The sequence below is a fragment of the Prevotella sp. tc2-28 genome, from assembly GCF_900107705.1.
Lineage (GTDB): Bacteria > Bacteroidota > Bacteroidia > Bacteroidales > Bacteroidaceae > Prevotella.
In genome coordinates, this window is sequence record NZ_FNRE01000022.1 from 1 (window position 1) to 13,864 (window position 13,864).

Annotated in this window: 13 protein-coding genes; 9 read left to right on the forward strand and 4 right to left on the reverse strand. The window is 52.2% G+C overall.

The window, feature by feature from the left end:
• Nucleotides 1-398 precede the first annotated feature (398 nt).
• The 3 genes from BLU47_RS13935 to ald all read left to right on the forward strand — a co-directional run bounded on the left by BLU47_RS13935 (nt 399) and on the right by ald (nt 2,298).
• A complete protein-coding gene (locus BLU47_RS13935; RefSeq protein WP_091964225.1) occupies nt 399-905 on the forward strand; it encodes a Rha family transcriptional regulator in 507 nt (168 codons plus the stop codon).
• Between the two features lie 73 nt (nt 906-978).
• Nucleotides 979-1,107, forward strand: coding sequence for a D-Ala-D-Ala carboxypeptidase family metallohydrolase (locus BLU47_RS15315; RefSeq protein WP_369796996.1), 129 nt, complete (start codon nt 979-981; stop codon nt 1,105-1,107).
• Nucleotides 1,108-1,191: 84 nt separating this feature from the next.
• Nucleotides 1,192-2,298, forward strand: coding sequence for an alanine dehydrogenase (gene ald, locus BLU47_RS13945; RefSeq protein ID WP_091964228.1), 1,107 nt, complete (start codon nt 1,192-1,194; stop codon nt 2,296-2,298).
• 12 nt (nt 2,299-2,310) lie between these two features.
• Here the strand turns inward: ald and BLU47_RS13950 are convergent, their stop codons facing one another.
• Complete coding sequence (locus tag BLU47_RS13950) at nt 2,311-2,655, reverse strand: lipoprotein (RefSeq protein ID WP_091964231.1); 345 nt, start codon at nt 2,653-2,655, stop codon at nt 2,311-2,313.
• Nucleotides 2,652-4,112: an aminoacyl-histidine dipeptidase gene (locus tag BLU47_RS13955; RefSeq protein WP_091964234.1), complete on the reverse strand. Its 1,461-nt coding sequence runs from the start codon at nt 4,110-4,112 to the stop codon at nt 2,652-2,654. Before BLU47_RS13955 ends, BLU47_RS13950 begins: the two co-directional genes overlap by 4 nt.
• A gap of 112 nt (nt 4,113-4,224) precedes the next feature.
• On the opposite strand from BLU47_RS13955, the gene BLU47_RS13960 reads away from it, so the two are divergent.
• The 6 genes from BLU47_RS13960 to BLU47_RS14915 all read left to right on the forward strand — a co-directional run bounded on the left by BLU47_RS13960 (nt 4,225) and on the right by BLU47_RS14915 (nt 10,493).
• A complete protein-coding gene (locus BLU47_RS13960) occupies nt 4,225-4,392 on the forward strand; it encodes a hypothetical protein (RefSeq protein ID WP_369796995.1) in 168 nt (55 codons plus the stop codon).
• A gap of 25 nt (nt 4,393-4,417) precedes the next feature.
• The gene (locus BLU47_RS13965) at nt 4,418-5,023 is read left to right on the forward strand and encodes an OmpH/Skp family outer membrane protein (RefSeq protein WP_091964240.1); all 606 of its coding nucleotides are present in this window, start codon (nt 4,418-4,420) and stop codon (nt 5,021-5,023) included.
• Nucleotides 5,024-5,086: 63 nt separating this feature from the next.
• The gene (locus BLU47_RS13970) at nt 5,087-6,409 is read left to right on the forward strand and encodes a DEAD/DEAH box helicase (protein WP_091964243.1); all 1,323 of its coding nucleotides are present in this window, start codon (nt 5,087-5,089) and stop codon (nt 6,407-6,409) included.
• 148 nt (nt 6,410-6,557) lie between these two features.
• Nucleotides 6,558-7,625: a 3-phosphoserine/phosphohydroxythreonine transaminase gene (gene serC, locus BLU47_RS13975; RefSeq protein ID WP_091964246.1), complete on the forward strand. Its 1,068-nt coding sequence runs from the start codon at nt 6,558-6,560 to the stop codon at nt 7,623-7,625.
• Nucleotides 7,626-7,685: 60 nt separating this feature from the next.
• Nucleotides 7,686-8,603, forward strand: a complete 918-nt coding sequence (locus BLU47_RS13980) for an NAD(P)-dependent oxidoreductase (RefSeq protein WP_091964249.1) — start codon at nt 7,686-7,688, stop codon at nt 8,601-8,603.
• Nucleotides 8,604-8,696: 93 nt separating this feature from the next.
• The gene (locus tag BLU47_RS14915; RefSeq protein WP_176780609.1) at nt 8,697-10,493 is read left to right on the forward strand and encodes an SLC13 family permease; all 1,797 of its coding nucleotides are present in this window, start codon (nt 8,697-8,699) and stop codon (nt 10,491-10,493) included.
• Nucleotides 10,494-10,495: 2 nt separating this feature from the next.
• Here BLU47_RS14915 and BLU47_RS13995 read toward each other — a convergent pair whose 3' ends face one another.
• Together BLU47_RS13995 and BLU47_RS14000 are read right to left on the reverse strand one after the other, a co-directional pair.
• Nucleotides 10,496-11,158 (reverse strand): HAD family hydrolase, encoded by a 663-nt coding sequence (locus BLU47_RS13995; RefSeq protein WP_091964252.1) that lies wholly within the window; start codon nt 11,156-11,158, stop codon nt 10,496-10,498.
• A gap of 26 nt (nt 11,159-11,184) precedes the next feature.
• Nucleotides 11,185-13,800: a 4-alpha-glucanotransferase gene (locus tag BLU47_RS14000; protein WP_091964255.1), complete on the reverse strand. Its 2,616-nt coding sequence runs from the start codon at nt 13,798-13,800 to the stop codon at nt 11,185-11,187.
• Nucleotides 13,801-13,864: the final 64 nt, after the last annotated feature.

Consider the following 13,864-nt stretch of genomic DNA (forward strand, 5'->3'; position numbering starts at 1 on the left):
CACATTCCTTCAGTCCCTCCGCTTTAATGAGGGTCGCATCAAACTTTTCCTTCGAGAAATCGATGCCAATAAAGATTTTTTTCATACCTTTGTACCGTCTTTAATGAAGGAATTGGCCAATAGTTGTCTAGTCTTGGACTCTAAATAGGCTACAGTGCCGCTGGCATTCTATCTGGACTTTGCAACTAAACAGGAAGGACTTAGGCGGTTCATAGACTCTAAGGACTTTTGACCCCGTGATAGTTTCCCTTTCCTGTCGGCCTTTTCCTCCTTCTGACAACAAAGGTAAGGAATTGGCCGGTATTGAGCAAATTCTTCACTGATATTCTCTATCAGAATGCAAACTTAGAGACCCTATTGTGCACTTTTTCGCCCATTTCTTTGTTTGGTACAAAACAATGACACAGATTATTCATATTAATAAGGTACAGACAATGACGTCGCTCGAAATTGCCGAGCTGACAGGTAAACAACATTTTCATGTCATGGAAGCCATCCGCAAGATGGAGCCAGCATGGAAGAAAGTATGTAAATCGAATTTTCGATTGACATCGCGAACCATCGTTCAGCCTAATGGTGGCACACGCGAAGTACCCTGCTACCAGCTGACCAAGACCGAGTGCCTGTACATCGCCACGAAGTTCAACGACGAGGCACGTGCCAGGCTGGTGCTGAGATGGGAGGAGCTGGAGATGGCTGATGTAAGAAGGAAGATGGCTGATGCAAGATGTCTGCCGGAGCCGAAGAAGATCCTGGCGCTGGCCGACGAGATCATCGGCGAGGGGCTGCGCCAGCTGAACGAGGATGCCGAGGACACGTTGACGGAGACCCAGGTGGCCAAGACGTTCAACATGTCGGTCTATGACTTCAACTGCGTGCTGCGCGACATGGGCATCCAATACTAACAATCAGGGGGACAGAACTTTGTTGGAAATGCATTTCTACATGAAAGAGTGTGACAACTGATGGCTGGAGCGTCTGCGGAAGCGATGGAACGACAAGTACGGTGATGGTGACGACCCGATTATCATTAACTCGGGGTTCCGGTCGGCAGCGGTGAACAAAGCGGTAGACGGTGTAATTTTAAACGGTGAAAAAAAATGGTGATTTAGCTTGCGTATCAAAAAAATGTTGTATATTTGCAACATCTATTGCTAAGAACCTAAAATTGTAATCTAAAAATAATGCATTATGAAAGTAGGAATTCCAAAAGAGATTAAGAACAATGAGAATCGCGTGGGTATGACGCCTGCGGGTGTGGCTGAACTGACACGACGTGGTCATGAGGTTAGTGTACAGCATACGGCTGGCGAGGGTAGCGGATTCGCTGACGATGAGTATGTGAAGGCTGGTGCCCGCATCCTGCCTACCATCGAGGACGTTTATCGCGAGTGTGACATGATTGTCAAGGTGAAGGAACCCATCGAGCCGGAATACCAGCTGGTGCGCAAAGGACAGCTGGTCTTCACCTACTTCCATTTTGCATGCGAGAAGGAACTGACGGATGCGATGTTGAAAAGCGGAGCGGTCTGTCTGGCATACGAGACGGTACAGTTGCCCAACGGCTCACTGCCTTTGTTGCAGCCGATGAGTGAGGTGGCAGGACGAATGGCTACGCTGAACGGTGCCTACTACCTGCAGAAGACGAAGGGTGGCAAGGGTAAGTTGATTAGCGGTGTGCCCGGTGTGAGTCCAGCTAAGGTGCTGGTGCTTGGCGGCGGTGTGGTTGGTGAGGCTGCAGCCCTGATGGCTGCCGGTCTGGGAGCCGACGTAACCATTGCCGACATCTCTCTGCCGAGGTTGCGCCAACTGGACATCGAAACGCCGGCCAATGTGCATACGCTGTATTCTTCAGCGCATAATATCCGTAGCATGTTGCCTACGGTGGATATCGTGGTGGGTAGTGTGCTGGTGCCTGGAGACAAGACGCCGCACCTGATCACCAAGGAGATGCTGAAACTGATGGAGCCGGGAACGGTGCTCGTAGACGTAGCAATTGACCAGGGCGGCTGCTTTGAGACCTCCCACCCGACGACGCACAGCAATCCCGTGTATACGGAAGAGGGCATCGTACACTATTGTGTGGCAAACATACCGGGAGCCGTTCCCAACACCTCAACGCTGGCACTGACGAATGCGACCTTGCGCTATGCCGTAGCATTGGCAGACAAGGGCTGGAAGCAGGCTTGCAAGGACGACGCAGCACTGTATAAAGGACTGAACATCGTTGACGGGAAAGTGGTGTTCAAAGCCGTTGCCGACGTCTTTGGCTTGCCCTACGAGCCGCTGGTGCTGTAAGCGGGACTTTCCTTAGTACGGATTCTCCTTGAAGGCGACAACGCCCATCGTGGCGGGGTCGAGGTAGAAGGTGGCACTCAGCGTATCGTCGTCCAGCAGATACTGGGCGCGGATGTGGAGCAGTGTCTTGCCCGAGGCGTCCTGATAGTGAACACCCTGCCCTGCCCTACTGCGCAACACCTGTACCAGTGAGTCGCTAAGGGCGCGTGTGCTATCCACTGACGAGAAGTCGAGATAGCTCACATCGCGCTTCAGCTGCTCGTCCATAAATGCCTTCACAGACGATTTAGCCCGTTGTTGCTGACCGCAAGCAGCCAGCAACAGGGCTATACCTATTATATATAATGGTTTCTTCATTTCTGAGGGATGTTCTTCAGGACGTCAAGGAGATGATCCCACACCATCTGGACGGTAGGAATGAGCAGACGCTCCTCGGGGGTGTGTACGAAGCGGAGCGTAGGACCGAACGATACCATATCGAGGTTGGGATAGCGCTCAGAGAAGAGGCCACACTCCAGTCCGGCATGAATGCCACGCATAACGGGTTCCTTGCCAAACAGGCGTACATAGGAGTCCTTCACAATCTTCTGCAACTCGCTATGGGCACGCATCTTCCAGGCAGGATAGCCGTCGGAGTGCTTCACCTCGGCACCAGCCAGCGTGAAGCAAGCCCCAATGGTGGCACACATATTGTCGAGGTTGGACATCACATTGGAACGCTGCGACGACACGATATTGATCTCACACTCGGAAGTGGCAATGCTGGCAATATTGCTGGAGGTCTCCACCATTCCGTTCAGCTCAGGGTCCTGACAAATGGCATAGATACCATTATCGACAGCCTGGATGGCATAGATGAAACGACGGGCCACCTGCTGCTCGATGACGGGCTCAGCATCGGTAGACTCCATCGTCCACACCATCTGCGTATCAGTGACGTGGAACTCTTCCTCCACGTCGGAGGCAAAGATGTTCCAGTCGGCCTTGATGTTCTCCTTGACGGCATTGGGAACGGCAATGACGAACATACCGTCACGAGGGATGGCATTGTGCATCTTGCCACTATTGAACTGGGCAAGACGGATGCCTTCGTACTTCTGCATCTCGGCAAAGAGGAAGCGTCCGAGCAACTTGATGGCGTTGGCACGTTGCTTGTTGATATCGTCGCCGGAATGTCCGCCTACCAAGCCTTTCAGCTGGGCACGCATGAAGAACGAGCCGGCAGGAGCTGCCTCACGCTGGAAGGTGAACTTGGCAGTGGTGTTACGACCACCGGCACAGCTGACGAAAATCTCACCCTCGTCCTCGGAATCGAGGTTGATGAGGTAGTCGCCAGTCATGAAGCCGGCTTTCATCCCCTCGGCACCTGTCAGTCCTGTCTCCTCGTCGCGGGTGAAGACACACTCAATGGGACCGTGCTCGATGTCTTCCGACGCCAACAGTGCCAGTTCCATAGCACATCCGATTCCGTCGTCGGCACCCAGCGTGGTACCCTCAGCGGTGAGCCACTCACCATCGATATAGGTCTTGATGGGGTCGTTGTCGAAATCTATCTCGTAGTCAACGAGTTTGTCGCACACCATATCCATGTGGCTCTGCAGGATGACCGTCTTACGGTTCTCCATTCCCTTGGTGGCTGGTTTGCGGATGATGACGTTGCCGGTCTCGTCGACCTTGGTGTCTAATCCGTGGCTCTCGCCCCACGACTTCAAATACTCAATCATCTTCTCTTCACGCTTAGAAGGGCGTGGAATCTGGTTAATCTTCGCAAACTGTTCGAAGACAACTGCAGGTTTTAACTCACTTTTATTCATTATTAATGTTTATTATATTGGTTTTCACAATTTATTGCTTACCTTTGCACCGCAAAAGTAATCATTTATGCTGAAAATATTGCTATTAAGTACGTTAATAATTGCTATAGGCATGACTTTTTTCTGCGTGAAGCTGATTTTCCGCAAGAACGGGGAGTTCAGTTCGCAGCATATCCATGACAGTCAGGCCATGAAGGACAGGGGCATCCACTGCGTGATGGACCAGGACCGCGAGATGCGTACCAAGAGCAGGTTCTCGGTGAATGAGAAGACAAAATAACATCATAACAAAAATAGAAAAGAAAATGAAAAAGTACATGTTTTTCGCCGCTGCTGCTATCGTAGCTTTGGCATCATGCAACAACGAGACTCCCAAGATGGATGAACAACCAGTAGCTGCAGAGAACAATGCCGGCGGAATGAAGATTGCCTACGTAGAGGTAGACTCACTGATGACACAGTATGAGTTCTGCAAGGAGTTCACCCTCATCCTGCAGAAGAAGAGCAACAACGCCCGCAACACCCTCAACCAGAAGGGACAGGCTTTGCAGAGCGCTATGCAGAACTTCCAGCAGAAGCTGAACAACAACGGATTCACCAGTCGCGAGCAGGCAGAAGGTCAGCAGGCTGCCATCCAGCGCCAGCAGCAGAGTCTGCAGGAGCTCCAGGCCCGTCTGGAGAACGAGCTCGCCAGCGAGACCGCCAAGTATAATGAAGGTCTGCGCGACTCATTACAGCACTTCCTGGCTGCTTACAACAAAGATAAGAAATACGACCTCATCCTGACCAAGCAGGGCGACAACATCCTATACGCCAACAAGCGCTTCGACATCACCAACGACGTCATCAACGGTCTGAACAAGCACTACAAGTCTACGCTGAAGACGGAGGCTAAGGAAGAGAAGAAATAATAGAGGTAAGAGGTAAGAGGTAAGAAATAAAGAGGTGAGAGGTGAGAGGTGAGAGAAAAAGAGATGAACATACAGAACATTCTGAATAAACTCCGCATCACCGAGCTTAACGAGATGCAGCAACACGCCGCCGAAGCCATTCTGGGCTCCGACGGTGATGTTGTTTTACTCTCACCCACCGGCACGGGAAAGACGCTGGCATACCTGTTGCCCTTGTTGCAACTGCTGGACGCAGACAGTGCCGAGGTACAGGCAATCGTCATCACCCCAGGACGCGAACTGGCCCTGCAGTCGGACAACGTGATGCACAGCACTGGCTCCGGATTCCGATCGGTCAGCTGCTATGGCGGACGAGCCGCTATGGACGAACACCGCGTCCTGCGTGACGTCAAGCCACAGGTGGTCTTTGGCACCCCCGGGCGACTGAACGACCATCTGGACAAGGAGAACATCTCACGCTATCAGGTCAGATACCTCGTCATCGACGAGTTTGACAAATGTCTGGAAATGGGATTCCAGAACGAGATGCAGAAACTCATCAAGAGCCTGCCCGGTCTGCAACGCCGCATCCTGCTGTCGGCAACCAATGCCGAAGAGATTCCTGCCTTCGTCAACATGTCGAAGAAGGGAACACTCATCGACTTCCTGCCCGACGAGGAACAGACCTCTGAGCGCGTCACCCTCTATGAGGTACGCAGTCCGGAGAAGGACAAGTTGACTACCCTCCGACAGCTATTGCTCACGCTGGGCGACGAGAGCAGCATCGTCTTCCTCAACTACCGCGACGCCGTAGAGCGCGTCAGCAACTACCTCCGGGACGAGGGATTCACCATCAGCAGTTTTCATGGCGGACTGGAACAGCGCCAGCGTGAAGACCAGCTGTATCGGTTCAGCAACGGCTCTGCCAACATCATGGTAGCCACCGACCTGGCGTCGCGAGGTCTCGACATTCCCGACATTCAGAACATCATCCACTACCACCTGCCCGAAAGCGAGGAGGGCTATGTCCACCGCGTGGGACGAACAGCCCGCTGGGATGCCACTGGCCGTGCGTTCTTCATCCTGAACAGCGACGAGCACATTCCCGACTACGTGGAAGGTGACATCGAACCATTTGAGCCGACGACGGACAGTCAAGCGCCCAAAGCCCCCAAGAATGCCACACTCTACATCGGCAAGGGCAAAAAAGACAAGATCTCGAAGGGCGACATCGTGGGATTCCTCTGCAAGACGGGTGGACTGAAAGCCGACGAGATAGGACGCATCGACGTGAAAGAACGCTATGCCTATGTTGCCGTCCGTCGGGAGAAACTGAAACAAGTGCTCCGACAGACACAAGGCGAGAAGATAAAAGGCATCAAAACGATTGTCGAGGAAGTGAGATAATTGCAACGCAGAGTTGACAAAATGCAAGGAAAAGCATGTAATTCACTTAATTTATGCTCAAATATTTGCCCAATTCAAATAAAAAGTGTAATTTCGCACCGCAAAAGTAAAAACAATAGAAACGTATCACAAATAAAATTAAATCAAAATGAAGAAGTACAACTTTAACGCAGGTCCTTCAATGCTTCCCCGCGAAGTCATCGAGAAGACCGCTCAACAGTGTTTAGACTTCAACGGCTCTGGTCTCTCTCTGATGGAGATCAGCCATCGTGCCAAGGACTTCCAGCCCGTCGTTGACGAGGCCGTAGCACTCGTCAAGGAGCTGCTTTCCGTTCCCGAGGGTTATTCCGTTATCTTCCTCGGTGGTGGTGCCTCACTGGAGTTCTGCATGATTCCCTACAACTTCCTGATTAAGAAGGCTGCCTACCTCAACACGGGTGTATGGGCCAAGAAAGCTATGAAGGAAGCCAAGTTGTTTGGTGAGGTAGTAGAGGTGGCTTCTTCTGCCGATGCTAACTATACCTTCATTCCGAAGGACTGGACAGTGCCTGCTGATGCCGACTATCTGCACATCACCACCAACAACACCATCTACGGTACTGAGATTCGCAAGGACCTCGACGTTCCCGTACGTCTGATTGCCGATATGTCATCTGATATCTTCAGCCGTCCTATCGACGTTGCTAAGTACGACGCCATCTATGCCGGTGCTCAGAAGAACCTGGCTATGGCTGGTGTTACCATCGTCATTGTCAAGGACGACGCACTGGGCAAAGCTCCCCGTGAGATTCCTACCATGCTCGACTACCGCACACACGTCGACAAGGGTTCTATGTTCAATACTCCTCCTGTTGTACCCATTTACTCAGCTCTCGAGACCCTCCGCTGGATCAAGAAGAGCGGTGGCGTAGAGGCTATGGACAAGCTGGCTCAGCAGCGTGCAGAGATTGTCTATGGCGAAATTGACCGCAACAAGATGTTCCGCGGTACCGCTGAGGTTGCCGACCGTTCACTGATGAACATCTGCTTCGTGATGGCCGACGAGTACAAGGAGCTGGAGAAGGACTTCCTCGACTTCGCTGTCAGCAAGGGTATGGTTGGTGTGAAGGGCCACCGCTCAGTAGGTGGTTTCCGCGCCAGCTGCTACAACGCCCAGACCATCGAAGGTGTCAACGCTCTCGTAGCTTGCATGAAGGAATTCGAAGCTCAGCACTAATTAAGAGTTAAGAGTTAAGAATTAAGAGTTAAGAGGTAAGTGTATAAGAATTAAGAAGATATGAAGATTCTTGTAGCAACAGAGAAGCCTTTTGCAGCAGCCGCTGTGAATGGCATAAAAGCAGAGATTGAGGCAGCAGGCAATCAGGTTGTGCTGCTCGAGAAATACACAGAGAAAGCCCAGTTCCTGGACGCTGTAAAGGATGCCGACGCACTCATCATCCGTTCTGACAAGGTAGACGCTGAGGTGCTGGATGCTGCCAAGCAGTTGAAGATTGTGGTTCGTGCCGGAGCCGGTTACGACAACATCGACCTCGCTGCTGCCACAGCTCACAACGTAGTCGCTGAGAACACCCCCGGACAGAACTCCAACGCTGTAGCCGAACTCGTATTCGGACTCCTCATAATGGCTGTTCGCGGATTCTACAACGGCAAGAGCGGTTCTGAACTGCTGGGCAAGAAGTTGGGCATCCTCGCCTTTGGTAACGTAGGCCGCAACGTGGCTCGCATTGCCAAGGGATTCGGTATGGATGTTTATGCTTACGATGCCTTCTGTCCCGCCAGCGTCATCGAGCAGGCCGGTGTTCACGCCGTAGCCAACCAGGATGCACTGTTCGAGACCTGCGACGTCGTGTCACTCCACATCCCCGCAACTCCTGAGACCAAGCAGAGCATCAACGCTGCGCTGGTAGGCAAGATGAAGAAGGGCGGCGTACTGGTCAACACAGCTCGCAAGGAAGTCATCAACGAGCCCGAGCTCATCAAGTTGATGCAGGAGCGTGAGGACTTGAAGTTCGTCACCGACATCATGCCTGATGCCAACGACGAGTTTCTGAAGTTCGAAGGACGCTACTTCTCGACTCCTAAGAAGATGGGTGCACAGACAGCAGAGGCTAACATCAATGCCGGTATCGCTGCTGCCAAGCAGATCAACGCATTTTTCAAGGATGGAGACACTAAGTTCCAGGTGAACAAATAGTATCCCCTACTCCACGATTATAAGAGAGAGTGACTTCTTCCCCGAAGCACTCTCTCTTCTTGCTAAAAAAACTAAGAATCTAAACACAGGAAAATGGAAACTTTTGAACTATTAGGATTCAATTTTCACGCTTGGATAACCATCTTCACCGTATTCGGCATGTTTACGGTGATGCTATTCACCAAGCTACGTTCCGACCTGGTATTCCTCTTTGCTGTCGCCATCCTGTTCGTCACTGGCGTGCTCGACACCAAGGAGGCTTTCTCGGGCATCAGCTCACCTGCCGTCATCACCATCGGCGTACTTTTCGTCGTCGTTGCAGGACTGACGCATACCGGTGTGCTGCAATATATCACAAAATACCTGCTCGGCCAGCCCAACAGCTATTCCAAGGCGGTCACCCGTCTGATGCTACCCGTGGCCCTGCTCAGCTCGTTCCTCAGCAACACCACCGTGGTATCCCTTTTCGTCAACATCGTCAAGATGTGGGCAAAGAAACTCAACGTGTCACCATCAAAACTGCTCATTCCACTAAGCTACGCCTCTGGAATGGGTGGCGTGTGTACCCTCTTCGGTACCCCGCCAAACATGATTATCAGCGGACTCTATGCCGAAGAGACCGGCAACTCCATGAACGTGCTGGCAACGACCATCCCAGGTCTGTTCTGCCTCTTTGTCGGCATCCTGTCTGTCATCGCCATGCGGCGTCTGCTGCCCGACCGGAAAACTCCTGAGAGTGCTTTTGAATCAACTGGTGAATATACGGTAGAATTGCAAGTCCCCTCTGACAACCCTTATATCGGCCAGACACTGGGCGAGGCTGGCATCTACAGCATCAAGAGCGGTAGTCTTATCAAGATGTACCACTTCGACGACATCCCCACCCCTATCACCGAGGACGAGCCTATCATGGGTGGCGACCACTTGATTTACGCCGGACAGATTGATGAGATTATCGAGATGGCCTATAACCACCAGTTGGTGAGTGCGGACCATCACATCTTCTCCATGGATGAGCTGGACAAATACACCAAGTTACGCACGGCTTACGTTTCCTTCGGCAGCGACATGATTGGCGAGACCATCGGAGGCAGCTCGTTCGAGAAAGACTACGATGTGATGCTGGCCGCAGTGTCACGCTTCGGAGAGCGCATCAAGGAAGCGCCTCGCGAGGTCAAGCTGCAAGCCGGTGACACGCTGCTATTGATATGTCCCAAACATTTCAAGGCTGACTCCATCCCCTCGTCGCACAGACTGCACTTCTTCGACGCCGAGAACATTCCGAACATCGGCTACGGCACCATCATCTCCACAGTTATCATGATTGCTATGGTGGTGCTCTCAGCCCTCAACGTCATACCATTGCTGCAGTGCGCCTTCCTGGCCGCCATAGGTATGCTCATCTTCCGCTGCTGCACACCCGACCAAGCGATGGGATCTATTAACTGGGACATCTTGATTGTTTTTGCTGCCAGCGTAGTTCTCGGTCTCTCCATTCAGAAGACAGGCATTGCTGAGCGACTGGCATTGGGCATCCTCGACGTCTGCGGCACCAATCCGATAGTAGTCATGACAGCAATCTGCCTCGTTGGAACCTTCGTCACCGAGTTTATCTCCAACACAGCCGCAGGTGCCATGTTCTTCCCCATCATGTATCAGGCTGCCGAGAAACTGGGTTACGAGCCCTTCCCCTTCCTTATCGCACTGATGATCAGCGTCAGCTGTAGTTTCGCTACACCGATTGGTTCACCTACTCACATGTTGGTTTACGGTCCTGGCGGTTATCGATTCAGTGATTTCATGCGCATCGGATTGCTCATGAACATCATCATCCTAGCTGCCAACATCTTCATCGTCAACATCGTCTATCCACTGACTCCGCTTCCCTGACATCATAATAATTCGCTGGGATGACTGACGAAGGTGGTGGCGCCGTGGGCGGTGAGGAAGTCACGGTCGCGGAAGCCCCAAAGCACGCTGATACAAGGCAACCCACTATTACGCGCCGTCATGATATCAACGTCGCTGTCACCTACATAAACAGCCTCTCCTAGGTTCTTCCCTCCTTGGGAGGAGTCGGGGGAGGTTTCTAGTTGACGCAAGGCTTCACGGACGGTGTCGGGAGCTGGCTTCTTACGAATGCCCTCTGCTTCGTGTTCGCCAATAGCCACTTCTATCTCAGGAAAAAAATGGGCACAGAGCTCCTGAGTAGCTTCCATCATCTTGTTGCTGACAACAGCGAGGCGACACCCCTTCTGCTTCAGAGCACGGAGAAGCTCGGGAATTCCGTCGTAAGGACGCGTGGTGTCGAGCGAGTGCTCCATATAATGCTGGCGGAAGGTTGCAAAGGTGGCTTCAAACTGCGGATTCTGCTCACCCTCAGGAACAGCCCGTTCCATGAGTTTACGCACACCGTTGCCCACAAAGCGACGGATGTCATCAATGGAGTGCTCGGGCATATCGTGTTTGCGGAGGGCATAGTTCACCGAATTGGCAAGATCCTGCAAGGTGTCAAGCAGTGTACCGTCAAGGTCGAAAATATATACGGAATACATTAACAATATACAATTAACATGAACTATCAACGTCGTGAGCGTTGAATCATTGTCTTCACCTTATTATTATATCTGTCAGCAGCGAGCAATTCTTCGATGGTGAGATGCATGCGATACTGCCAACGGTTATAGGGATCGCTGGGCGTGTTGATGCGCTCGGACTGCGGATGCTTGGAACGTAGTTCGCCATCCATAGCAAGCCAGTCTTGCAAAGAGAGCAGACAGACCATTGACGGACAATAGAGGTGGCGGGCAATGATTTCCTCGGCTAAATGGGCTGGTAACTGCTCGGGCGCCCTACCCTCTTTCTGGAGCATCGTGACGTAAAAACGCTGACGACGTTCGGGGTTCTCCTGCCACCACTGGCGCAACGAAGGCATGTCGTGCGTGGAGATGGTGCAGACGGAACGGATGGGGTTAGCCTCGAGGTGGGCATATTCGAAACCTTGCTGCTTGGGCAACTGTTGTATCTCGAGTGTGAGGATGCGCAATTCGTTGAGCACGGGTTCGACACAATCAGGCAGCATACCCAGGTCTTCTGCACACAACAACATGTGGGAACCACGCATAATGGCCGACAGGCGCCGCATGGCATGCTGACCCCAGAAGAAGGAGTGGCGCTGGAAGTAATAATTGTTATAGAGGTGCATGAAGGCATCTTTCTCCTCGGTGCTGAGCACTTCGAAGACGGGTTCGTTGATGACGTCGATGCGCGGATGGTACATGTCGGGCTGGTGGGGGTCCTTGACGAAGAGCACGTTGCTGATGAGCCGCATCAGTCCGTCGCGAATCCAGAGACTGTTCTCATCACGATACTGGGAAAAGGCCTCAGCAACCTTGCGCTGGGTAGCAAACTCATCCTTGAGATCGTAGAGGTTATAGGCCTTGCGGACAAGGTAATGTTCGCGCACATAATCGGCATGTACACCGAAGAGGCGGTCGAGCAAACGGTCATTGATGAACGGACGGGTATAGAGCTCGTGACGGAAGGAAAGGCCGAAATACTCAATCTCACTGATCGTCATAGGCAAGGAGGGCGAGAAATGGCCCAGCAGACCAGAGACAGCATCTGCAGGAATCTCCCAGATGCGGAAGAATCCCAACACGTGATCAATGCGGACTGCATCGAAATACTGCTCCAAATGACGCTTACGACGTTGGAACCACTCCACAAGGTCGGCAGACCAGTTATAAGTGGGGAATCCCCAATTCTGACCTTCACGCGACGTCATGCCCGGAGGAGCTCCTGCCGACGAATCGAGATGGAAGAGCTCTGGATGCTCATGAGTCTCCACACTGTTACGGTAAATACCGATAGGAAGGTCGCCTTTCAGCACCACTCCCTTAGAACGGGCATAGTCGGCAGCAGCCTTCAACTGGGTGTGTAGCAGGAATTGGACGTAATAGATATAGTCAGGAGTATCCAAAGGACTCGGGGTTGTCTGCACAACAAACTCAGCATAGGCTTTCAGCCAATGTTCATTGTTGGCAACGAAAGTCTTGAACTCCTTACATGAAAGCACCGACTTACCTTGTTCATCGAAGAGCTGATGCAGATATTCGGACTTCACACGGTCGACGGCCTCATAGTCGCTATATGACAGGGCATTAAGTTCCTGACGGCGACGCAGGAACTGGGTCATAGCCGACTTTGCGTGCAAGGTTCCAGCAGCCTCCAAATCGACATAATGCGGATGGAGGGCAAAGGCACTGATGATGTTATATGGACAGGAGTCGGCCCACTGACGAGAGACCGAGGTATCATTGACGGGAAGCAGCTGGATGCACTTCATACCTGTAGCTACTGCCCAGTCGACAAAACGGCGCAGGTCGCCGAAGTCTCCCACACCATAGCTATGCTCACTGCGCAATGAGAATACGGGAACGGAGACTCCGGCTATACGCCAGGGATCCTCGCAGAGTCGCAGAGGAGCTCCGTATAGTACCAACACCTGACCGTCGCCCACTTCGTCGGTAATGAGTCGGTTGTCGCCTTCCTCCCATCGTAACAGCTCATGGGTCTTTTCGTCAACCACCACATACTTATACTCGACAGGCATCAACCAGCCCAAAGCATTGACAGAGAGTATCCACTCGTGTTGACCGGCATACTCCATCTTCAGATAGCGGCTGGCATTCCACGAACCGATGGCGGGGTGAGAGCCACAGACAGCAACTGACTGACCGGCCTTCAACTGAGGGGCAGACACACGGAAGATGACGGTACGACGGAAGAGGGGAACCTGGGGAAGAAACATGGAATCGACGGCAAACCGGTCCGCATGCTGTGTGGTGAGATAGGCATTGCTATAGAGATGATATGGCAAAGGACGGTCACGCCACTGGTCAGGGAAGAAATAATCGTTGGAGGCATCAAAATGATAGATGCGGGGAACCAGGTCCCACTCGGTACGAATCACCTTGTCATCGGCATCCTCCACCTGATAGCGGTAGACTATGTGGGAAAGGGGATGATGACGACTCACAAGGGCCGACGTTTCGAGTGTCCACAACTCGCCATCCTCGGTCTGCATGAGTAAGTCCTGATGTCGTACATTGCCGTCCTTACTATGGAAATAAATGTCCACATGCAGGCTTTCGCCCCATGCGGTATGGTAGTGTATGGTGAATTTCAGTTTCATTGGCAATAACTTTTCTGCAAAGATAGTCATTTTTTGTAAAAAAGTAGTACCTTTGCACCCAATA